20 protein-coding genes and 3 pseudogenes are annotated in these 19,359 nt (G+C 62.0%); 12 read left to right on the top strand and 11 right to left on the bottom strand.

Annotation, left to right across the window (positions count from 1 at the left end; translation table 11 throughout):
- Window positions 1–40: 40 nt before the first annotated feature.
- Complete coding sequence (locus J2753_RS05530; RefSeq protein WP_209490930.1) at window positions 41–391, top strand: hypothetical protein; 351 nt, start codon at window positions 41–43, stop codon at window positions 389–391.
- On the opposite strand, the gene J2753_RS05525 is transcribed toward J2753_RS05530, so the two are convergent.
- Complete coding sequence (locus J2753_RS05525; RefSeq protein WP_209490929.1) at window positions 364–1,374, bottom strand: Cdc6/Cdc18 family protein; 1,011 nt, start codon at window positions 1,372–1,374, stop codon at window positions 364–366. The two genes, J2753_RS05530 and J2753_RS05525, sit on opposite strands and share 28 nt — an antisense overlap.
- On the opposite strand from J2753_RS05525, the gene J2753_RS05520 reads away from it, so the two are divergent.
- On the top strand, window positions 1,339–1,929 hold the full coding sequence (locus J2753_RS05520; RefSeq protein WP_209490928.1) for a hypothetical protein: 591 nt from the start codon (window positions 1,339–1,341) through the stop codon (window positions 1,927–1,929). The genes J2753_RS05525 and J2753_RS05520 overlap by 36 nt on opposite strands.
- Before the next feature lie 44 nt (window positions 1,930–1,973).
- Here the strand turns inward: J2753_RS05520 and J2753_RS05515 are convergent, their stop codons facing one another.
- From J2753_RS05515 to J2753_RS05495, 5 genes are all read right to left on the bottom strand, one after another.
- On the bottom strand, window positions 1,974–2,462 hold the full coding sequence (locus J2753_RS05515; protein WP_209490927.1) for a PIN domain-containing protein: 489 nt from the start codon (window positions 2,460–2,462) through the stop codon (window positions 1,974–1,976).
- A complete protein-coding gene (locus J2753_RS05510; protein ID WP_245334488.1) occupies window positions 2,463–2,765 on the bottom strand; it encodes a ribbon-helix-helix domain-containing protein in 303 nt (100 codons plus the stop codon).
- A gap of 290 nt (window positions 2,766–3,055) precedes the next feature.
- A complete protein-coding gene (locus J2753_RS05505) occupies window positions 3,056–3,283 on the bottom strand; it encodes a hypothetical protein (RefSeq protein WP_209490926.1) in 228 nt (75 codons plus the stop codon).
- The gene (locus J2753_RS05500) at window positions 3,280–3,714 is read right to left on the bottom strand and encodes a hypothetical protein (protein WP_209490925.1); all 435 of its coding nucleotides are present in this window, start codon (window positions 3,712–3,714) and stop codon (window positions 3,280–3,282) included. The genes J2753_RS05505 and J2753_RS05500 overlap by 4 nt, the downstream gene beginning before the upstream one ends.
- A 92-nt stretch (window positions 3,715–3,806) precedes the next feature.
- The gene (locus J2753_RS05495; protein ID WP_209490924.1) at window positions 3,807–5,168 is read right to left on the bottom strand and encodes an NAD-dependent succinate-semialdehyde dehydrogenase; all 1,362 of its coding nucleotides are present in this window, start codon (window positions 5,166–5,168) and stop codon (window positions 3,807–3,809) included.
- Window positions 5,169–5,371: 203 nt separating this feature from the next.
- Between J2753_RS05495 and J2753_RS05490 the strand changes: the two genes are divergently transcribed.
- The 7 genes from J2753_RS05490 to J2753_RS05460 are packed head-to-tail and all read left to right on the top strand — an operon-like array spanning window position 5,372 to window position 12,711.
- The gene (locus tag J2753_RS05490) at window positions 5,372–6,697 is read left to right on the top strand and encodes an ABC transporter substrate-binding protein (RefSeq protein WP_209490923.1); all 1,326 of its coding nucleotides are present in this window, start codon (window positions 5,372–5,374) and stop codon (window positions 6,695–6,697) included.
- Window positions 6,698–6,711: 14 nt separating this feature from the next.
- The gene (locus J2753_RS05485) at window positions 6,712–7,605 is read left to right on the top strand and encodes a branched-chain amino acid ABC transporter permease (RefSeq protein WP_209490922.1); all 894 of its coding nucleotides are present in this window, start codon (window positions 6,712–6,714) and stop codon (window positions 7,603–7,605) included.
- The gene (locus J2753_RS05480) at window positions 7,602–8,783 is read left to right on the top strand and encodes a branched-chain amino acid ABC transporter permease (protein ID WP_209490921.1); all 1,182 of its coding nucleotides are present in this window, start codon (window positions 7,602–7,604) and stop codon (window positions 8,781–8,783) included. Before J2753_RS05485 ends, J2753_RS05480 begins: the two co-directional genes overlap by 4 nt.
- On the top strand, window positions 8,780–9,553 hold the full coding sequence (locus J2753_RS05475; protein ID WP_209490920.1) for an ABC transporter ATP-binding protein: 774 nt from the start codon (window positions 8,780–8,782) through the stop codon (window positions 9,551–9,553). Before J2753_RS05480 ends, J2753_RS05475 begins: the two co-directional genes overlap by 4 nt.
- The gene (locus tag J2753_RS05470; protein WP_209490919.1) at window positions 9,550–10,263 is read left to right on the top strand and encodes an ABC transporter ATP-binding protein; all 714 of its coding nucleotides are present in this window, start codon (window positions 9,550–9,552) and stop codon (window positions 10,261–10,263) included. The genes J2753_RS05475 and J2753_RS05470 overlap by 4 nt, the downstream gene beginning before the upstream one ends.
- Window positions 10,256–11,905 (top strand): long-chain fatty acid--CoA ligase, encoded by a 1,650-nt coding sequence (locus J2753_RS05465; protein ID WP_209490918.1) that lies wholly within the window; start codon window positions 10,256–10,258, stop codon window positions 11,903–11,905. The genes J2753_RS05470 and J2753_RS05465 overlap by 8 nt, the downstream gene beginning before the upstream one ends.
- Window positions 11,902–12,711, top strand: a complete 810-nt coding sequence (locus tag J2753_RS05460; RefSeq protein ID WP_209490917.1) for an SDR family NAD(P)-dependent oxidoreductase — start codon at window positions 11,902–11,904, stop codon at window positions 12,709–12,711. The genes J2753_RS05465 and J2753_RS05460 overlap by 4 nt, the downstream gene beginning before the upstream one ends.
- A gap of 29 nt (window positions 12,712–12,740) precedes the next feature.
- On the opposite strand, the gene J2753_RS05455 is transcribed toward J2753_RS05460, so the two are convergent.
- Complete coding sequence (locus J2753_RS05455) at window positions 12,741–13,808, bottom strand: phosphotransferase family protein (protein ID WP_209491200.1); 1,068 nt, start codon at window positions 13,806–13,808, stop codon at window positions 12,741–12,743.
- A gap of 192 nt (window positions 13,809–14,000) precedes the next feature.
- Here J2753_RS05455 and J2753_RS05450 point away from each other — a divergent pair, with 192 nt between their 5' ends.
- Window positions 14,001–15,221: an acyl-CoA dehydrogenase family protein gene (locus J2753_RS05450; protein WP_209490916.1), complete on the top strand. Its 1,221-nt coding sequence runs from the start codon at window positions 14,001–14,003 to the stop codon at window positions 15,219–15,221.
- 21 nt (window positions 15,222–15,242) lie between these two features.
- On the opposite strand, the gene J2753_RS05445 is transcribed toward J2753_RS05450, so the two are convergent.
- Both J2753_RS05445 and J2753_RS05440 read right to left on the bottom strand, forming a co-directional pair.
- The gene (locus tag J2753_RS05445; protein WP_209490915.1) at window positions 15,243–15,770 is read right to left on the bottom strand and encodes a winged helix-turn-helix domain-containing protein; all 528 of its coding nucleotides are present in this window, start codon (window positions 15,768–15,770) and stop codon (window positions 15,243–15,245) included.
- A gap of 964 nt (window positions 15,771–16,734) precedes the next feature.
- Window positions 16,735–16,941, bottom strand: a pseudogene (locus J2753_RS05440) (DUF955 domain-containing protein); the annotation flags it as partial.
- On the opposite strand from J2753_RS05440, the pseudogene J2753_RS14620 reads away from it, so the two are divergent.
- Window positions 16,936–17,100 (top strand): annotated as a pseudogene (locus tag J2753_RS14620) (transcriptional regulator TrmB); the annotation flags it as partial. The pseudogenes J2753_RS05440 and J2753_RS14620 overlap by 6 nt on opposite strands.
- 32 nt (window positions 17,101–17,132) lie before the next feature.
- On the opposite strand, the gene J2753_RS05435 reads toward J2753_RS14620, so the two are convergent.
- Complete coding sequence (locus J2753_RS05435; RefSeq protein ID WP_209490914.1) at window positions 17,133–17,546, bottom strand: MarR family transcriptional regulator; 414 nt, start codon at window positions 17,544–17,546, stop codon at window positions 17,133–17,135.
- Window positions 17,547–17,674: 128 nt separating this feature from the next.
- Between J2753_RS05435 and J2753_RS05430 the strand changes: the two genes are divergently transcribed.
- The gene (locus J2753_RS05430) at window positions 17,675–18,223 is read left to right on the top strand and encodes a hypothetical protein (RefSeq protein WP_209490913.1); all 549 of its coding nucleotides are present in this window, start codon (window positions 17,675–17,677) and stop codon (window positions 18,221–18,223) included.
- A 36-nt stretch (window positions 18,224–18,259) separates the two neighbouring features.
- Here J2753_RS05430 and J2753_RS05425 read toward each other — a convergent pair.
- A pseudogene (locus J2753_RS05425) lies at window positions 18,260–19,202 on the bottom strand (DUF955 domain-containing protein).
- Between the last annotated feature and the right edge of the window lie 157 nt (window positions 19,203–19,359).

Here is a 19,359-nt window from a genome sequence, read left to right as displayed (position 1 = left end):
CGAACGCGGGCCGCCAGCGACCGCCTCGGCGATCAACGACTTGCTCGGCCCGCTCGCGCGGTTGCTCGGGGTCGCGCCGCCGCGCGGGCTGGCGGGCCTGCTCGGTACGCTCCCGCGCGCGACCGGCCGCATACGGGCGCTCGCGGCGAGCAGCCTGCTCTGGATGCTGCTCTACGCCGGCCGCCAGTCGGGCGTCCTGGACGCCGAGGCGAGCGTCTGGCTCTCCCTCGGCGTCGTCGTCGCCGCGCTCTACGCCGTCGGCTCAGGGGGGCACGCGGCATCGTCTCCCCGATATCGGCGCCCGCCGTCGGCGCCACCGCGAGACCGGCGGGCTTCGGCGCCTGCGCGGGCCGTCGGTCGGCGCTACCGGGCCGACGACGCCAGCCGATAGCGCTTCCCGTCGCCGCCGCGCTCGGTCTCGATCAGGTTGTAGTGTTCCAGTTTCGGGAGGTGGCTCTCCCGCAGCGCCCGCAGGGTGATTGGGTCCGGGTGCGTCTCCTCGTACTCGGCGTATAGTTCCTTCTGGATCAGCGGGCCGGCAGCCTCGATACGCTCGTAGAGCACGCGCTGGTGGTCGTTGAGCTTCGAGATGGTTTTCCGGCGGACCGCCGCCTCGGCGTCGTGGACCGCGTCGTCGACGAGGCGCCGCGGGATCGTCGACAGCCCCTCGCGCTCGCTCTTGCGGGCGGCAACACGGAGCGCAGTAATCGCCTGCCTGGCGTCGCCGTCGACGAGTTCGGCGATGCGTTCGAGCGTCCCGGATTCGACGGCGCCCGGTTCGAGCCCCTGTGTGGTTCGGCGCTCGAGGATCTCCGTGACGGTATCGACGGTGTAGCGGTCGAACTGAACGCGATACCCGACCGAGACCCGCGAGTGGACGCGCTCGTCCAGACGGGCCAGCAGGTCGACCTCACGGTTGGCGATACAGATCCACGCCAGCCCCGGGACTGAGTGGAGGTCGTACAGCGTGTCGGGGTCCTGGAGTTGGTCGACTTCGTCGAGGATGATCACGCTCGGCGAGTCGAGGCCGTTCTGGAGCGTGTCGATCAGGTCCCGGGCCGGCGCGTTCTTCGGGACGGCGGCGTTGGCGAGGTCGTTCGCGGCGCGCTCGAGCACGCTGCGCCGGGTGTAGTCCTTCCAGCAGTTGACGTAGGCGGTCGGCACGTCGAGCACCTCGCGGCGGAGTTCCCGGACGGCGGCGCGGGCGACAGTAGTCTTGCCGGCGCCGCTGGGGCCAAAGAGAAAGCAGTTCTCCGCGCGAGCGCCGTCCTCGACGGGCGTGAGCGCGTCGGTCACCTCGTTCATCTGGCTGTTGCGGCCGACGATCTCCCGGGGCAGGTGTTCGTCCTCGAAGACCGTCGCGTCTCGCAGCATCTACTCGACTTCTGTGCCGACGAGTGCATAAGTGGAACCCCTAAGCTTCCGTTCGGTTCCGGTCCCCCGGAAGGGATTTGTTGCTGGCGTGAAACGCCCGAGGACTGGCCGGTGTTCACAACCCTCCACCGGCCGACGCTCGCTCGATACGTAACTTCAGGGCTCGAAGATCGAGGGGTTTCAAAGGAGGAGATCGCCAGGCAGCGTGACGCCAAGCCCGATCTACTGGTCGCTGCCGAGTTCGACCTCGACGCGCCGCCGGCGCTGAAGCCCAACGGGGCACGCCGCGTGATGCAGCGACTCGGTTCAGACGCCGAAATCGCCGTTGACGACGACCGGCATAACTACCTCGCGCCTCACGGCGGACGCCGTGGGATGGTCGAGGTGATGGTCCGGGAGTTCGGCTATGCCGCCGCTGCCCGGTATCTAGATGACTCGGAGGAACAGGTCAGGCAGCCGTACCAGCATATCGAGGCCGCCGAACGGGCAGATATGGCGACAGAGGCGCTCTCGAAGTCGGATAATCGGGTTCGGGAGTCGTCACCGGACCGGTAGTACGAAATAAACCTCATTTCGGGATATCGTCTCGGCAGGAAAGCTTAGTCGAACAACCGACGCGCATAGCGATATATCGGAGCCCCAAGCCAGCCGCGGCCTTCAGCGATTTTCTCGAATCGGGTCTGTGCTTCAGCTTCGGTGAGCACCCCACGCTTGACCAGCGAACGCAGCACAATCGGTGAGAGCGCAACCTCCGCGTCGACGATTTCTTGCAGTTCCGGCAGAGCCCGGTAGTCATCTGTGACGAAAAACGCCGCGTCAAGTTCGCGTGCTGCGGCTACGCAGCTTGCTTCGCCGACGTCGATGCGGCTCGTTTCGAACTGATTACCCTCAATGTCGACAACGGTGAATGCATCTTCGACATCGAGAACGGCTGCTGCTCCTGCACCATGCAGGTCATCGGATTCTGCGGTTTCCTCTAGCTCTTCCACAACGGTTGCCGTCGTGACAACGTCGAACTCCTCGAGGACGTGATCGAGAACCTCGCCGACAGCAAGAGAGACGAACGCGCTCGTGTCAACAACGAGCATTCAGAGGTCAGCCAGTTCGTCGGCGATTTCCTCGCCACGGTCGAGAACGTTCTTCGACGCCCGAACTGCCTCGGCGTCTTGGCGACCGATGACCTCTGCCAGTTTTTCGAACTCAATCTCCCCGTCGAGGTAGAGTTCGACGACTGCTTCCCGGAAGCTTTCTTCCGATTCAATCTCCTCAAGGTACTGCCTCAACGCCTCAACTAGCACCTCAGTCCGGTTCTTGTGGGTTACCTCCGCAGCGATGTCCGCCTGCGTGATTAGTTCTTCCGGGAGCCGGAAGTTTACTCGCTTCGTGGTCATGTTGTACAGACGTTGTATGTACAGTACTAAAGGAGTGTCGCCGATACAGTAGAGCGATCAAGACATCCGCCGTTCTGGACTGTGATGAACCCAGTAGTAGCTCTCGCTAATGGTTAGAGGCCCAACCCGGAGTATCGAACCATAGAGCCGTTGTCGCAGGCCCTACTCCGTTCGATCGGCTTCGAGTTGCTCCGCAACTTCCTCGGGATGTTGCATCGCGACCTGCAATACGGCCTCATGCAGCTCACGACCGGTCTCGTTGCGGATGTCTCTGTCGCGAAGGTGCCGCTTCACGTCGATATCGAGGAAGTCCTCGAACGCCTCGTGGTGGATCGACGCGGATAGATCTGGGCCTGCACCGACTCGTCGAACGGGAACGATGGCTCATTGGGTCCCCCAGCGTCCGTTGACGTCGAAGCGTCTTCCTCGAGCGTCTCGTCAGCCTCGACGTCCGCTGGCTCCTCTTCGTCGGCCGCCTGGTCTTTACCCGCCTCGTTGAGATCGTCGAACCCCGTCATCGGTCGATCCCGCCGTGCTCGACGATGCGAGCCAACTCGGCGTAGTTCTCGAGTTGGTCACAGCTGCCGTCGAAGTCCCGGACCGGCAGCCCGGCGTCGTGGGCGGCATCGATCGATCCACGGAACCGGATTTCCGGGAGCCCGCCGTCGTACTCGCCGGCGTCGATAGCGTCCCACTCTTCCTCAGTGATCCGGGCGTAGGACGGGACGATGTCGTCGGCGATCTCGAGGGAGTTGAGCTGTTCGAGCAGCCCGCGATCGCGCGTGTCCTGGTCGATGCGGCCGTTCAACGCCGTCGGCGTCACCGCGAGGATGTTCAGTTCGAAGTACTCCCGTGCGTCCTCGACGAGGCGCTGGATCGTGTTCGAGAGGCCGGAGTCATAGCCGCTCTCGGGCTTGAGCGGGATGATGATGTTCTGAGTGGCGTACATCGAGTTGTCGTTCAGCTTCCCGCGGTTTGCCGGACAGTCGACGACTCAACAAGCGTGAACATTCCAGAGTCGGCGACATCGCTGTACCGGTTTCACTCAACCCAGACGGTCTTGCGGTTGACGAACTCTTTGATTCCTGCCTCGGAGAGTTCCCGACCGTATCCCGAGTCCTTGACGCCACCAAATGGGACCCGCGGGTCGGATTTTACCAGCTGGTTCACGTAAACACAGCCCGCGTCGATCTGGCTCGCCAGGCGTTCGCCGCGGTCACGGTCCTGAGTCCAGATGCTCGCACCGAGCCCAAACTGCGTGTCGTTGGCCTTCGCGATCGCCGCCTCCTCGTCGGCGACCTCATACACTGTAGCCACCGGCCCGAACGTTTCTTCGGTGTCGACGGGGCACCCTTCGGTGACATCGGTCAAGATGGTCGGCGGGTAAAACGCCCCCTCCCGGTCGAGAGGCTCGCCGCCAGACACGAGCGTCGCGCCCGCGTCGACGCTTGTGGAAACCTGTTCGTGAAGCGTCTCCATGAGATCTTCTCTTGCTTGCGGCCCAACATCGGTTGCCTCATCGATCGGGTCACCGACGATGAGTGCGTCGATTTCGTCGGTCAGGGAGTTGAGGAACTCATCGTACACGTCCGTGTGAACGATGAAGCGCTTCGCGGCGATACACGACTGACCGCCATTCAGGTTCCGTGCCCAAGCGCCCGTCTCAGCCGCAGCCGAGATGTCTGCATCGTCAAGGACGACGAACGGGTCACTCCCGCCGAGTTCGAGGACGGTCTTTTTCACCTGATCGCCGGCGTTCGCGGCCACCGCGCGTCCAGCCGGGCCGCTGCCCGTGAGCGTCGCAGCCCGAACCCGGCTGTCTGTCAGGAGATCGTCGACGAGATCCGACGGGATCAGCAACGACTGGAAGACATTGTCGGGGTACCCGGCCTCTTCGAACACCTCTTCGATCGCAAGAGCGCAGCCGGGCACGTTCGACGCATGCTTGAGAATTCCCACATTCCCAGCCGTGAGGTATGGCGCGGCGAAGCGGAACACCTGCAAGAACGGGAAATTCCATGGCATGACCGCCAGGACCGGCCCAAGCGGCTCGTGTTCAGTCTTGACCGCGGAGCCTGGAGGACTCGGGTGATGGTCCGCCTCGAGGTACGCGCTTGCATGTTCCGCGTAGTGATCACAGACCCATGCGCATTTTTCGATCTCGCCAATCGCCTGCGAGATCGGTTTTCCCATCTCCCGTGTCATCGTTTCCGCATACTCCTGCTTGTTCTCTCTGAGCACGTCGGCAGCGTTTGCGAGGAGTTGCTCGCGGTCTCGAACCGGGCGAGTCCGCCAGTCCTCGAATGCCTGCACTGATCGCCCCAACGCCTTCTCAACGTCGTCCTCGTCGTGTTCATCGTACGTCTCGACATGCGCCCCAGTCGCAGGATTCACGACATCCATATGAGAGGAGTCAACGTTACACAGTCATATTAACATTGGTCACGGAAGGAAGCCTCCTCTGGCACTGTTTTTATGTTCGACCTGAGACATTCAGCTCCGGCTCGGCATGTCTCGCAGGAGCGCGTCATGGGAACTAGAGGATGTGGTATGTTATGGACCTACATATTTATGTAGTGGGAGATAATAATTGACGATTGTTAACAATGGAAACCGGAGATGGAGATACCGGAAACAAGCATAACCGGAACGGCGATATAGAGAGGAGTTCGGTAATCCAATCGTCGGTTGGCCGACGACGGTTTCTACAGGCCGTTGGCGCGTCCACGGCGGTTGGGGTCGCCGGCTGTTCGGGCGGGGGCGGCGATAGTGGGCCTATAACGCTCGGCGCCGCGTATATCCTCTCCGGGTTCGCGTCACTGTACGGTGAGGAGGCCGAGCGCGGGATCGAGTTCGCAAAGTCGCGGATCAACGAAAACGGCGGCATCGACGGGCGGGACGTGGAGGTGCTCGTCCGCGACACCGAGGCGAGCGGCGATACGGCGATCCAGCAGATCCGCAGCCTCGTTCAAGAGGACAACGTCGACGGATTGTTCGGACTCGACTCCAGCGGCGTCGCACAGGCAGTTGCGCCGCAGATTTCGCAACTCCAGATGCCGTTCATGATCACGCACGCGGCAACGCCGTTCGTCACCTCGCCACAGGGAGAACACGAAGACTCGGTCGGAAACGAGTACGTGTTCCGCGATTCCAATAGCCTCGCACAGGACATTTATGGGGCCGCGCGCGTTGCCGAAGAGCTCGACGCTACCGAGTGGGCTACCATCGGCCCCGACTACGCGTTCGGGTACGAGACGTGGGACTACTTCCAGGCGTACTGCGACGGGCTCGGCGTCGAGGCCGAGTTCACAGCCGAGCAGTTCCCGGCGCTGGCGACGGGCGACTACACGCCCTACATCAGCTCCATCCTTGACGCCGACCCTGACGCAGTGCTCACCCCGCTGTGGGGTGCCGACCTCACAACGTTCATTGGGCAGGCCGAGTCCGCGGGCTGGTTCGACCAAATCGACCACACACTGTTTAGCGTCGGGATGGGGACAGACCTCCCGAGTGACGGAAGTCCGATCCCGGAGGGGGAGTACGCCTCCACCCGGTACGACCCCTTCGTGCCGGACACCGAGACGAACAATTCGTTCCGCGAGGCGTACTACGAAGAGTACGGGACGCTCCCGACATACAACGCTGAGGGGGCCTACCGCGCTCTCTACCTGTACAAGGAGGCGATTGAGTCGGCCGGTGGTACAGACCCCAGCGCGCTTGTCGACGAGTTCACCGGCATGGAGCACTCGGGTCCTGTCGGCGACTATCAGTTCAGCGAGACCAACCAGGCGACGGTCGCGTCCATCTGGGGCACCGTCACGTACGACGACGAGTGGGAAAGCAACGTGCTCGACCCCGTGAACCGTTACGAGGCGGGTCCCGACGTGCTGTCGGAGGCGCTCGGTGACTCTGACCTCCCGGCGGGTATCTAACCTGCCGGCCCTTCATGAGTCTCACATCCCTCATACCAATGATCGGTATCGCCGATGTTGTCATCGGGCTGAGCCTCGGCAGTCGACTGTTCCTGATCGCCGTCGGTCTGAGTCTCATCTTCGGCGTGCTCGGCGTTCTCAACTTCGCGCACGGTGGGTTCTACATGCTCGGCGCGTACGTCACGCTTGCCGTCATCTCGAACGTGATCGACAACTTCTGGATCGCCGCTGTGGTGGGCGCCCTCGCGGTGGGCGTAGTCGGCGCCGCAATTGAGTTTTCGGCGATCCGGCGACTGTACGACCGAGTCGACTCGGATCTCGACCAGCTCATCGTCACGTTTGGGTTCGTGCTCGTGATCCACGAGACGGTTCGGTTCATCTGGGGGTCAGGGTCGTACTCGATCGACCCGCCGGATGTGTTCAACTTCTCCGTGTCGCTCGGCGGGAGTACTTTCAACGCCTACCGGCTGGTCGCTATCGGCTTGGCCGTCGCCGTGCTAGTTGGCCTCTGGCTGTTCATCACCCGGACGTACTTCGGCTCGTTAGTCAGGGGGACTTCCTCGGACCGCGAGATGGCGGCAATGCTCGGCGTCGACGTGCCGCGACTCTACACCGGGGTCTTCTTCCTCGGCAGTGTGTTAGCCGGGCTCGGCGGCGCGCTCTCGGCGCCGCTGCAAGCGACCAGCCCGGCGCTCGGCGACCAGGTGATCATTACCGCGTTTATCGTCGTGGTCATCGGTGGATTCGGCTCTATAAGCGGTGCCTTCGTCGGCGCAATGCTCATCGGAATGATGCAGAGCCTCGGCCCGCAGTTCATCAGTTCGGGGAGCATCGCAATCCCCTTCCTTGCGATGGTGATCGTGCTGTTGCTCCGTCCCGAGGGGCTATTTGGGGGGATCGGCGAATGAGCGCGACCGGCATCGGCGGCCGGGTCAGCCAGTTCGGCTCAGCCGTCGCAGAGGGCTGGACGCGGGAACGGTTCGGCCTCATCGGCGCCGTCGCGCTGGTTCTGATCACCTTCGGACCGCCGTTCCAGGTCTATCTGTTCACTGACTTCCTTGTCGTCGCGCTATTTGCACTCGGGTTCAACCTGCTGTACGGCTACACAGGACTGCTGTCGTTTGGTCACGGCCTGTTCTACGCAGGAGGTGCGTACGGGATCGCGATCGTGTTGCGGGATCTCGGTCCGATAATCGCCGATATCGTTGGTGCTGGCATTTCGCCGCTCGTCACGTTCGTCGTTGGCGGCGTCGTCGGCCTCGTGCTCGTCGTCGTCGTCGCCGTGCCTGTCGGGTGGCTCAGCGTCCGGTTGGAAGAGATATACTTTGCGCTGATTACGCTCGCGTTTGGGATGTTGGGCTACTCGCTTATCATCCAAGACCCGGCCGGGCTGACGAACGGAACTGACGGGGTCATTGTCCTGCTCGGGACTGTCGACCTCGGCGGCACGAGTATCCGGATCGGTGGCCGACGGCTCTACTATGTGATCTCAGCTGTCACCGTCGTTGCGGCGACGTACGGGGTTTGGCGCGTCGTCAACTCCCCGTTCGGGACGGTGTGTAAAGCGATCCGCGAGAGCCCTGACCGCGCGGGCGCGCTTGGGATAAACGTCAGACATCACCGCTGGATGACGTTCATCATCTCGGCGGCGATCGTCGGGATCGCCGGTGTGTTACGTGCGGGACTCGCGAGCGTCGCGTCCCCCGGGCTCACACACTGGTCGACGAGCGCGATCGCCGTCATCGCCACCGTGATCGGCGGCGCGACCTACTTCTACGGCCCGATCGTGGGCGCGTTCATATTCTTGTATATTCGATGGGCGATCAGCCGGTTCCCGACACTCGAGGCGTACTGGGAGCTGTTTTTTGGCGTGCTGCTCATCGCCGTCGTATTGTTCTTCAAGCAGGGCGCAGTTGGCGGTCTCTACCTGCTCCGCGACCGGCTGTTCGGGGAAGGAGACATCGGTGGCGCGAACGGAGGGGGTGGCGGCGCCTTCGATGCCGGCTCTCAGGTGACGACTCCGCCGGACGAAGAGGCCAAATCGAGCAACGGCGACGTGCGGACCGACAGAGGTGACAACTCGTGACAACCGTCCTCAAGGCTGAAGACCTCCGCAAACAGTTCGGGGAATTGACCGCCGTTGACAACGTCTCCATCGAGATCGACGACGGCAATATCACCAGCATCATCGGTCCCAACGGGGCTGGGAAAACCACATTCTACAATCTATTAACGGGGGTGCTCCAGCCGACGACGGGGTCGATCTGGCTCCGAAGCGGGGTCGAAGATGATCTTGCCGATGTCACCGACGCGGAGCCACACCAGGTGGCGCAGGCGGGACTCTCGCGATCGTACCAGATCACGAATATTTTCGAGGGCCTCACCGTCCGCGAGAATGTGCGGGTCGCCCGGATTAGCCACGAAGGGACCCGGCTCGACTTCCGCTCGCGCGCGACCGGCGATGAGTCGGTTGAGGCCGACGTCGAGGAGTTGCTGGATCTCACTGGACTCACTCACATCGCGGACACACCCTGCGACACGCTGAGCCACGGCGAAAAACGGACCGTTGAGATCGCCTTAGCGCTCGCCATCGAGCCGAACGTGTTCCTGATGGACGAGCCCACCGCAGGGATGAATCCGACAGAGGTAGCGGAGATCGTCTCGCTAATTCGAGAACTCGACGCAGACCTCGACACCACGTTCGTGGTGACCGAACACAATATGGACGTCGTCACTGACATCTCCGATCGGATCGTCGTGCTCGCCGAAGGGGCGATCCTCGCGGACGGGACGCCGGAGGATGTGCTGACGGACGAACGGGTAACCGAAGCGTACCTAGGGAGTGATAGCGCATGACAATACTCACGGTCGACGATATCAACACGTACTACGGAAACAGCCACGTGCTCCACGGCGTCTCTCTTGAGATCGACGAAGGCGAGGTGGTGACGCTACTCGGGCGCAACGGCGCGGGGAAAACGACGACGATGCGTTCGATCATCGGCGCGTCACCCCCACGAACCGGATCGATCACGTACCGCGGCGAAGAGATCACGGGGCTATCGCCCGATGAGATCAACGGGCTCGGAATCTCGCTCGTGCCGGAAGATCGCCGGGTGTTCCCCACGTTGACCGTTCAAGAGAACCTTCGGTTGGCGCACAACTTGGCGAGCGACCCCCGGCCAGTCGAGGAGATGTACGAACTATTCCCGGCACTTGACGACCTCCGAGGCAGCAATGGACGGAACCTCAGCGGTGGCGAACAACAGATGGTGTCGGTCGCCCGCGCGCTAGTACAGGCACCTGACGTGCTGCTATTAGACGAGCCGACCGAAGGGCTCGCGCCGGTGATCGTCGACGACCTCAAGGAGATCGTTCAGACAGTTGTCGCCCAGAACGTCACCGTTCTGTTGACCGAACAGAACGTCGATTTCGCCTTCGACCTCGCCGAAAGAGGGTACATCATGGACACGGGAGAGATAGTTTTCGACGGCACTGTCGAGGAGATCCGGGACCGCGAGGATCTCCTTGAGACGTACCTCTCCGTGGGAACTGCCGATGTCTGAGGAGCTCACGCTCCGCCCGTTCTTCTGGCGGGCGACCCGGCTCTTCCCGGAGACGGAGGTTGTCTCCCGCACCCATGACGGGATCGACCGCTACACCTATACCGACTTTGGCGACCGTGTCCAGCGGCTCGCGGCCGCGCTTGCCGATCTGGGCGTCGAGCCTGGCGACCGCGTCGGAACGCTCGGGTGGAACACTCACCGACACCTAGAGGCGTACTACGCGGTCCCCCTCTCTGGCGCACAGCTACATACGGTAAATCTCCTGCTACAGGACGACAACGTCGAATACATCATCAACGACGCCGCAGACGACGTGCTGATCGTCGACCGCGACGCCGTGGCGATCCTCGATCGTCTATGGGACCGGATCGAAGGCGTCCGCGAAATCGTCGTCATGGACGACGCGGTGCCGGAAACCGAGGCGGACCTGCCGCTGTCAGCGTTTGAGGAACTGATCGCGGATGCAGACCCGATGGCATCGTGGCCACCACTCTCCGAAGACGACCTGGCCGGGATGTGTTACACTTCTGGGACGACGGGCAAGCCGAAGGGTGTCGAGTACACCCACAAGATGCTATATGCCCACGCGATGATGGTGATGACCCCCGCCGCGCTCAACATCGCCGAAGACGACGTGGTGATGCCGGTTGTCCCGATGTTCCACGTGAATTCTTGGGAGTTCCCATACGCTGTGACGATGGCAGGCGCCAAGCAGGTCTACCCCGGACCGTCTCCGGATCCTGCGGACCTCGTCGATCTGATCGAGTCTGAGGACGTGACGCTCACCGCGGGCGTCCCGACAGTTTGGATCGACGTGCTTGATTACCTCGACGAACACGGCGGCGACCTCTCCTCGCTTGAGCGCATCGTCGTCGGTGGTAGCGCCGCTCCGCGGGAAGTGATGCGCCGGTACGAGGACGAACATGATGTGGCGATCGAACACGCATGGGGGATGACGGAGACGATGAGCATCGGCTCGGTCTCACGTCCGACCTCTGGGACCGCCGACGGCGACCGCGAGGCGGACCTCGACAAGCGGGCAAAACAAGGGGTGCTCTCACCAGGTCTGGAGATGCGGGTTGTCGGGGATGACGGCGAGTCAATCGCCTGGGACGGCGAGGCGTTCGGTGAGCTGCTCGTCCGGGGTCCCTCAGTCGTTGGGGAGTACTACAATCGCCCAGAGGCCAACGAGACGGACTTCGTCGCGGCGGACGATGGAGGCGCCCGGTGGCTCCGCACTGGCGACATCGTCACCGTCGATGAGGACGGCTATATCGAGGTCGTCGACCGCGCCAAAGACGTAATCAAGTCGGGCGGCGAATGGATTTCCAGCATCGAGCTGGAGAACGCCCTGATGGCGCACGACGACATTGCTGAGGCGGTCGTGATCGCGGCCCCACACGAGCGCTGGCAGGAGCGTCCGCTGGCGTTCGTTGTGCCAAAGGCGGGCCGCGAGATCGACGTGGAGACTGTCCGGACGTTCCTCGAAGCGGAGTTCCCGCGCTGGTGGCTTCCGGACGATATTCGGTTCCGTGAAGAGATTCCGAAGACTGCAACCGGGAAGTTCGATAAGAAGACGCTCCGAGAGAGCATCGAGGAACCGGATCTCCCGTATGCGCCGGGCGAGGGAGGTGACGAATGACCGACGACGACGCGACATCACCCGGTGCCGTCCCGACGCCGGACGTCGCCCTCCCGGACCTTTCAGGGAAGGTTGCTGTCGTCACCGGCGGCGGGCGCGGGATCGGCCGCGCCATAACCCTGGGGATGGCCGCGGCGGGAGCGACGGTCGTTCCTTCAGCGCGGACAGCCTCGGAGGTTGAGGCTGTCGCCGACGAAGCCCGCGATCTTGGTGTCGAAGCGTATGGGATCACCGCCGACGTGACCGACGATGCTGACGTGGAGACGCTGGTTGAGGAGACGATAGAGACGTTCGGTTCGCTCGATATCCTCGTCAATAACGCCGGATTCAACCCTGGGGACGCGCTCGGCGACCCGACCGAAATCGAGTCGGACGCCGTCGACGGCGTGCTTGACGTGAACCTGCGGGGCTCGTTTCGGACGCTCCGGGCTGCCGGCCCACACCTGCGGGAGGCGGAGGGGAGCGTCGTCAACGTCGCCAGCGTGGCGGGAGAGGTCGGCCTGCCGAAACAACACCCGTACGTCGCGTCGAAGCACGGACTTGTCGGGCTGACAAAAAGTGCGGCGATGGACTGGGCGCCGGACGTACGGGTCAACGCGGTTGCTCCAGGGTACGTCGCGACCGACCTCACGGAGACGCTCCAAGAGAACGAGCGGCTTCGGAAGTCGATCCGCGACCGGACGCCGCTTGACCGGTTTGCCGAGCCGATGGAAATAGCCGGGCCGGTTGTATTCCTCGCGAGCGACGCGGCGAGCTTCATCACCGGCGAAACGCTCGCCGCGGACGGCGGCTGGACGGCACGGTGAGCCGTCCCTGCCAGCGCTATTGGGAGGGATTATAGGCGCTCGGTCTCGCCCTCGACGTACGCGAGAGTTCGCGCTGCGAGCTCGGGGACCTGCGTCTCCATTTTCGGATACAGTGGGTCGTCGCTGTCATCGTTCAGGTGCCGTGCAAGGAACATTTCGCCAAGCCCCGCCATCTTGAATGCCGCGAGCGCGCGGTAAAACCGCTCGTGGGCGAACTCGCGTCCTGTCGCCGCCTCGTAGCGGTCGATCAGCTCTTCGCGGGTTGGATACCCCTCGTTGGCAGTGAAAGTCGACATCAGGTCGGGCATCGGCGGGTCCGGGTCGCCCTCGTCGTACCAGAACAGCAGCAGCCAGCCGAGGTCGGCGAGGGGATCCCCGAGTGTCGACAGCTCCCAGTCGAAGACAGCGACAACTTCCGGCGGCGTCCCGGGACCATACATCACGTTATCGAGCTTAAAGTCGCCGTGGACGAGCGTCTCCGGGTGGTCATCAGGGACGTTATCGGCGAGCCACTCGCCGACGGCGACCAGGTCGGGCACTTCCCTTACTGATTCCGTTGTCCCGAAGGCCCACTCAAGCTGTTCCGTCCAGCGTTTGACCTGACGGGCTGTGTACCCCTCTGGCCGGCCGAACTCGCCGAGCCCGACTGCCTCGTAGTCGACCGCGTGGATTGCCGCCAGCGTGTCGACGAGTTGGGCCCCGACCTGTTCACGCGCGGCCGGGTCGGCGAATCGCTTCGGCTCGGCGTCACGCAGCACGTCGCCATCTGCCCGCTCCATGACGTAGAAGTCGCTCCCGAGCACTGTTGAGTCGTCACAGGCCCGTAGCGTCAGGGGAACCGGAACCCCGGTATCGCCAAGCGCATCGACGACGCGGTGCTCGCGGAGCACGTCGTGGGCTGTGTCGGCCGTCTCACCGGGTGGCGGCCGCCGGATTACCAACTCGCGGTCGCCCCACGTGACGAACAGTGTCTCATTCGAGTGGCCCTCCGCATGTCGCTCGACGGTGAAGGAATCCGCCGGCCCGAACTCTTCCGTGAGGAACGCACTGAGTGCGTCGTCGTCGACCAGCCTGTCAAGGTAGTCGGTCACAGCCAGTCGGCCCCCATTCGATCCGTGCCGGAGGCGATAGAACCCGACTGACCTCTGCCCGAACGTCTTTTATTGATTGTAGAGTATTTGGCTAACATTGTAAATCAATTTCTGGGCGCTTGAGGAAACAGTTTCGGGTATTATAGATTTTGCGGGAATAGCCGGAACCACTATTTACACTGGTAAATAAGATCCGGCATGGAGTACGACGACATTGGACGCGGACCGGAGGTTGCCGAAGCAGTCAGAGAGTTCATCAAAGAGACGGTGCTTCCGGTTGAGCGTGAGTGGCTTGGACGGGGGCCAGTCCCGCCGGCGGAGATCGAGGCACTGCGTGACGCCGCGCGCGACAGAGGGATCTACGCCCCGCAGGTCGACGAGGCGTACGGTGGACTGGGGCTCGGATTCCGTGAGATGCTGCCCGTGTTCGAGGAGACGGGACGGAGCCTGCTTGGCCCGACCGCCCTCCGGTGTGCGGCGCCGGACGAGGGGAACATGCACACCCTCGAGATTGCAGCCACGGACGACCAGAAGGAGCGCTGGCTCCGCCCGCTTGCGGCCGGCGAGATTGACTCCGGGTTCGCGATGACCGAACCGATGCAGGGCGGGGGGTCAGACCCGAAGATGCTGCGGACAACCGCCGAGAAGGACGGCGATGAGTGGGTTATCGACGGGCACAAGTGGTGGACGACCGGCGGACTTGACGCCGATGTACTGTTGACGTTCGCTCGAACTGACCAAGAGGCGCACCCGTACGCTGGCTGTTCAGTCATCCTTGTGCCCGCCGATACGGACGGTGTCGAGATCGTCCGGGAAATCCCACACCTCGGCGAAGGGCTGGTGGGGACAAGCCACGCCGAAATCCGGTTCGATGAGGTCCGGGTCCCGGTCGAGAACACGCTCGGGGAGGTAAACGAGGGATTCTCGCTGGTCCAACAGCGGCTCGGTCCAGCACGGCTTACCCACTGTATGCGGTACGCCGGGATGGCTGATCGTGCACTCGACATCGCAACCGCCTATCTCTCTGAGCGGAAGGGGTTCGGTGAGCCGCTCTCAGAGAAGCAGGGGCCACGGTTCCGGATCGCCGACCGTCGGACCGAGCTTCATGCCGCCCGAACAATGGTGCGACATGCTGCCGGCCGGATAGCTGACGGCCACGAAGCGCGCATCGAGGTGGCGATGGCGAAGACGTTCGCGGCGAACGTGGTTCAGGAGGCGATTGATGACGCGCTCCAGTTCTGTGGCGGGAACGGTATCGCCTACGACCTGCCGATTGCGCGCTTCCATGAGAACGTCCGGCAGTTCCGGATCATAGACGGTGCCGACGAAGTCCACCGGCGTTCGATCGCGCGCCACGCTTTCGAGGACCCACCGATGGAGGAGTTAGAGGCTGTCACTCGGTTCGGCGAGTTCGACTGATTCGGCGGTCGACGTCGACGGTCACTCCTCGTCGTCTTCCTGGAACACCTCGAACAATCCTGGGTCGGTCCCGAACTTGAGCACGTTCGTCACGACTGAGTTGCGGAGGTTGGTAATGAGTTCACCGTACTCTTTGTAGAACTCGTGGATCCATTTTGACTCCTGTTCGCGGTCTTTAAACATCATGATGGTTTTCCACTGGTACTCGCCGTCTGAGAGGAAGTACATGAACGTGTGGCGGCTCGACCGGATGTGTTCGAGTGCGTCTTTCCAGTTGTCTTCGAACCCCTGGGGGTTGAACTGAAACTCGAACAGCGAAAAGAAGAGATTCTCTTCGTTGGGGACGAGCGCCTCACGGAACACACCGTCCTCGCGCATCCGGCGGATCGACTCACTAACGGTCACGTGAGAGACGTCGATATCGTACTCCTCCTCGAGGAGGTCCCGGAGCTTACGGGAGGTGAGTTGCGGGTCGCGAGCGAGTTCCTCTAGGATAATCGTGTCCCGCTCGGAAAGATTCCAGTCGGGAGACTGCTGTTTCTCGGGCATTCCCTCCGTAAGCGTGGAGTCGTCACGGTAATCAGTATTTGGGCTATGATCGCCAGTGCTTCAGAGTGGCGAGATGTCGTCAGGGTCGTCGAGGGAAGCCATCGGCGCTATCGAATGACTCGAACGCCTCCAGTCCGTGCTCAACGATCTCTTCCTGGGCGGCATATGCCGATTCGATAGACAATGGGGGAGAACGAACTACCGGCTGACGATACAGGCACCAATTTTCTCCGTATGAGTGTTTCAAAGGTAGTTTCGAAACCACTCTCTCGCCTAACCCAGACCAGTAAACTCTCGGATCGTGTATGGCCTCGGAGTCCGTCCAACATTGCAATGCCGTCGGCGAGTTCGCTATCGATACGCAGGAATACGGCTATCTAGACGATACAGATCATGTCCTCGCGGAAATGAACCCAGGCCGGGCGGGACACGGATGGCTATACTGGCGGCTGGCGTCAATGGTCGATACTGCTTCGATTTTTACCTCAATGCCGAGGGCATTAATTTCGAGCGTGCATTTTTGCAGAGTATGCGCGAGCCGGTTGAGGAGTTACTCGACTAGATCACCGCGGTCCGCTGCGCATCGAATCCGAAAAGCGGTGTGGATAGATTTCGGGATTTTACTACTTTTGTCACGTCTGCCGCTCGCGTTGTCGCGGGTGTTTAACCAACAGTCAGGAGGCTATCATCGGGTTGTTGGTTAACTACACATACAACAGATGCTGGCAAACACCATGAGTTAAATCTGTGTCAGTAGTGAGAAGAGCATGACTGTTCGTCTCCGAGCCAGGGCTATCAGCTGCAGGTTTCGGAGGGAATCATCGACAAATCGGTCTCGGACGTCGCTGCTATACGCCTGCCAACGTCGAACCCTGAAGGCGAACAGCACCTTCGGGCGCACTGGAGAGCTTAACCAACAAGTGGACGAGAACCCACCAGATGGTGGTTAACTCTTTCAGGGCGGTTATCCGTCTTCGAGCGCGTCGATGATCTTCTCCGCCGTCCGGCTGATTCGGTCCAGGCGATCGCGGACGACCTCCGGACCGTCCGACTCCCACGCAGCGAGGTAGAACGCTGACCCACTGGTGTCGAGCCCACAGTAGCGCCCGACGACGTAGGCAACCGCCTCGGCCTCGACTTCCCGCTTGGATCGCTCGGTATCGTCATCGACGAAGAGGACCTCCGAGAGCAGGCGGTGAAGTATGACCTCGAAGACGAAATCGACGCTCTGTTCCGCTACCTCGAGACCCACGTCGAGGTCGACGATGACCGGCTCCCGGAGTGGGACGAGTTCCAGGAGCTGGCGACAGACTACAAAACCGAATCCTGATCGAGTGCTAATTTAGGCCGAATGTTCGGGAGTTACGCTTCTTCCGGACGGGGGGCGTTCTCGTACTTGACCATTTTCTCGGGCTTGTCTGAGATGGTGTCGTAGATCTGCTGGAGCGTCGCCTCTGCTGCGAGCAGGTTGTGGTCGTCGAGGAACTCCCGGCCCGTTTCGGTGAGCCCGTAGAACTTCCAAGGGTAGCCCTGTCGGCGCTGGTCATCATCCAAGGGGACTTCCTTGACGATGCCGACATCGATGAGCTTCTGGATGTGCTTGTAGACGGTCGCGTCGCTCACGCTGGGGTTGAGCTCCTCGAATTCGTACATCGAGGGGAGCTGTTCGGGGTGCTGGAGAATGTTGTTGATCAGTGCGAACCGCGTCTGTTGGGTGACGAAGTGGACGAGTTCGCGGGATTCCATCCCCTCAGCAGTCCCCGGGTCGATGCTCATACGACACGATACACGTCCTGGCGACAAGTAGTTTACTCTTGGGTAAACCACTCTGAGGTAAAACGCATCTGATTAAGTTGGTAATTTACTTCATAAATCATATCGTACGGCGGTGAGAGGGTTTGCATATGCCCGACGAGGAGCCGCCCGTCCCTGAGGAGGTCCTCACCAGTGCGAAGGACCAACTCGACGACGAAGAGATCTCGCTGGCGGACAACGAGGAGATCCTCCAGGCCCTGAGCGAACTGACCCCCGTGTACGAAAACGAGCGCTCGTACTTCGTGCTCGGGAACTACGACCGGGAACCGATTCGCCGGCTGAACCTCGTGATCGACCGGGTCAACCGCCGGCACAACGCCTACGCCTTCCGGATGGTCGATATCCGCGGGGAGTGGGACAACAGCATCCAGAAGTTCTGCCTGATCGCCGACATCGTGACCTACCTCGTCGGCGTCGCCGAAAAAGAGCCGAGTGACTTCCTCGTCGAGCAGGGGCTGCTCGTCGGCACAACGGAGTTCTTCGCGAAGAGCCACGTCCTCAAGCGGGTGTACGAGGACGAGGAGCACCCCTTCGGCTGGATGCAGGACAGCGCCTTCGAGCTGTTCGACCGGGAGGGGCGTCTGTATCGCTGGCAAACTGAGGAGGAACTCGTCGACGTGACAGAAGACCTCCCGTGACGGCCACAGAGCGGATGATCCTTCACCCCCTGTTGGTTAACTGAGTGAGAACGAGGATTCCTTTTCGAGAATGTCGATGATCTTCTCCGCCGTCCGGCTGATTCGGTCCAGGCGATCGCGAATGACCTCCGGATCGTCCGACTCCCACGCAGCGAGGTAGAACGCTGACCCACTGGTGTCGAGCCCGCAGTAGCGCCCAACGACGTAGGCAACTGCCTCGGCCTCGACTTCCCGCTTGGATCGCCCGGTATCGTCGTCGACGTCGAAATGGAGCAGCGCGTGCGCGTACTCGTGAATGTATGCGCGGGGTCGGCGTCGTTCGCCCGATCACGCACTTCGACGAGCGGCTGCATATCGATGAGACTCAACTGCTCGCAGATTCCCTTCGCCTCACCATGGGTCCAATCCGCCTCGGAGACGATTCGGACTGTCACGCCGAGTTCATCGGCGATCTCTGTCAGCCGGGGGAGGAGGTCATCGACGTCACCGGCCGCTTCGGTTTCGAGCTCCGGGAGTGGTTCGCCCTCGGTCTGGGAGATGTCGAACACCGGCGCCGGCTTGAACCCGACAAGTCCCTCGGACCACTCCTCGGGCGGCGTCTCGTCGTACTCACAGTCGCTGTCCTCGTGGTAGCTCGGCGAGTTCTCACACTCGGGGCAACGCTTCGTGATGATCGGCGCCCAGATCCAGATGGCCGATTCACCTTCCTCGACGTGGCGGTCGAACTCTTCGTGCCACGTCCGGTAGCCGGCGATCTTCGTGGCCTCGGGGCACTGGCGCTTGATCAAGAGTGTGTCCGAGACGAGTAGTCGTGGAAGCGGCTCTGCACGTCGAGCCATTCCTGGAACTCCGCACTGGTCTGTGCGTCGTCGACGCCGTCGACGAGGTTGTCGATCCACTCTTCGATCGTCCTGTACATCTCGTCCGATCGTGTGTCGGTCTCGTCGAAAGAGACCGACGACTCACTGGTCGTAGCCATCGAAAATCACCGAATCAGTTCACGGCAGCTCCGGCAGTTCAGAGCGCGCCGCACCCTTCAGGGCGCAAAAAACACCTTTTCAGTATCCACTAACTAGCTGTCGGGCACGTGCGTGCTCGGGAGAGATACGGCTCCGTGTCGGGTCGACCTACATTCC

The sequence above is a fragment of the Halolamina salifodinae genome, assembly GCF_017874235.1.
GTDB lineage: Archaea > Halobacteriota > Halobacteria > Halobacteriales > Haloferacaceae > Halolamina > Halolamina salifodinae.
Note: the sequence above shows the minus strand (reverse complement) of the source record. Positions and strands in the feature narration are given on the sequence as shown.

Coding starts and splice junctions, on each gene's coding strand:
- J2753_RS05525 (WP_209490929.1), bottom strand. CDS start 1,374: ATGCTGCGAGACGCGACGGTCTTCGAGGACGAACACCTGCCCCGGGAG.
- J2753_RS05515 (WP_209490927.1), bottom strand. CDS start 2,462: ATGCTCGTTGTTGACACGAGCGCGTTCGTCTCTCTTGCTGTCGGCGAG.
- J2753_RS05510 (WP_245334488.1), bottom strand. CDS start 2,765: ATGACCACGAAGCGAGTAAACTTCCGGCTCCCGGAAGAACTAATCACG.
- J2753_RS05505 (WP_209490926.1), bottom strand. CDS start 3,283: ATGACGGGGTTCGACGATCTCAACGAGGCGGGTAAAGACCAGGCGGCC.
- J2753_RS05500 (WP_209490925.1), bottom strand. CDS start 3,714: ATGTACGCCACTCAGAACATCATCATCCCGCTCAAGCCCGAGAGCGGC.
- J2753_RS05495 (WP_209490924.1), bottom strand. CDS start 5,168: ATGGATGTCGTGAATCCTGCGACTGGGGCGCATGTCGAGACGTACGAT.
- J2753_RS05490 (WP_209490923.1), top strand. CDS start 5,372: ATGGAAACCGGAGATGGAGATACCGGAAACAAGCATAACCGGAACGGC.
- J2753_RS05485 (WP_209490922.1), top strand. CDS start 6,712: ATGAGTCTCACATCCCTCATACCAATGATCGGTATCGCCGATGTTGTC.
- J2753_RS05480 (WP_209490921.1), top strand. CDS start 7,602: ATGAGCGCGACCGGCATCGGCGGCCGGGTCAGCCAGTTCGGCTCAGCC.
- J2753_RS05470 (WP_209490919.1), top strand. CDS start 9,550: ATGACAATACTCACGGTCGACGATATCAACACGTACTACGGAAACAGC.
- J2753_RS05465 (WP_209490918.1), top strand. CDS start 10,256: ATGTCTGAGGAGCTCACGCTCCGCCCGTTCTTCTGGCGGGCGACCCGG.
- J2753_RS05460 (WP_209490917.1), top strand. CDS start 11,902: ATGACCGACGACGACGCGACATCACCCGGTGCCGTCCCGACGCCGGAC.
- J2753_RS05450 (WP_209490916.1), top strand. CDS start 14,001: ATGGAGTACGACGACATTGGACGCGGACCGGAGGTTGCCGAAGCAGTC.
- J2753_RS05445 (WP_209490915.1), bottom strand. CDS start 15,770: ATGCCCGAGAAACAGCAGTCTCCCGACTGGAATCTTTCCGAGCGGGAC.
- J2753_RS05435 (WP_209490914.1), bottom strand. CDS start 17,546: ATGAGCATCGACCCGGGGACTGCTGAGGGGATGGAATCCCGCGAACTC.
- J2753_RS05430 (WP_209490913.1), top strand. CDS start 17,675: ATGCCCGACGAGGAGCCGCCCGTCCCTGAGGAGGTCCTCACCAGTGCG.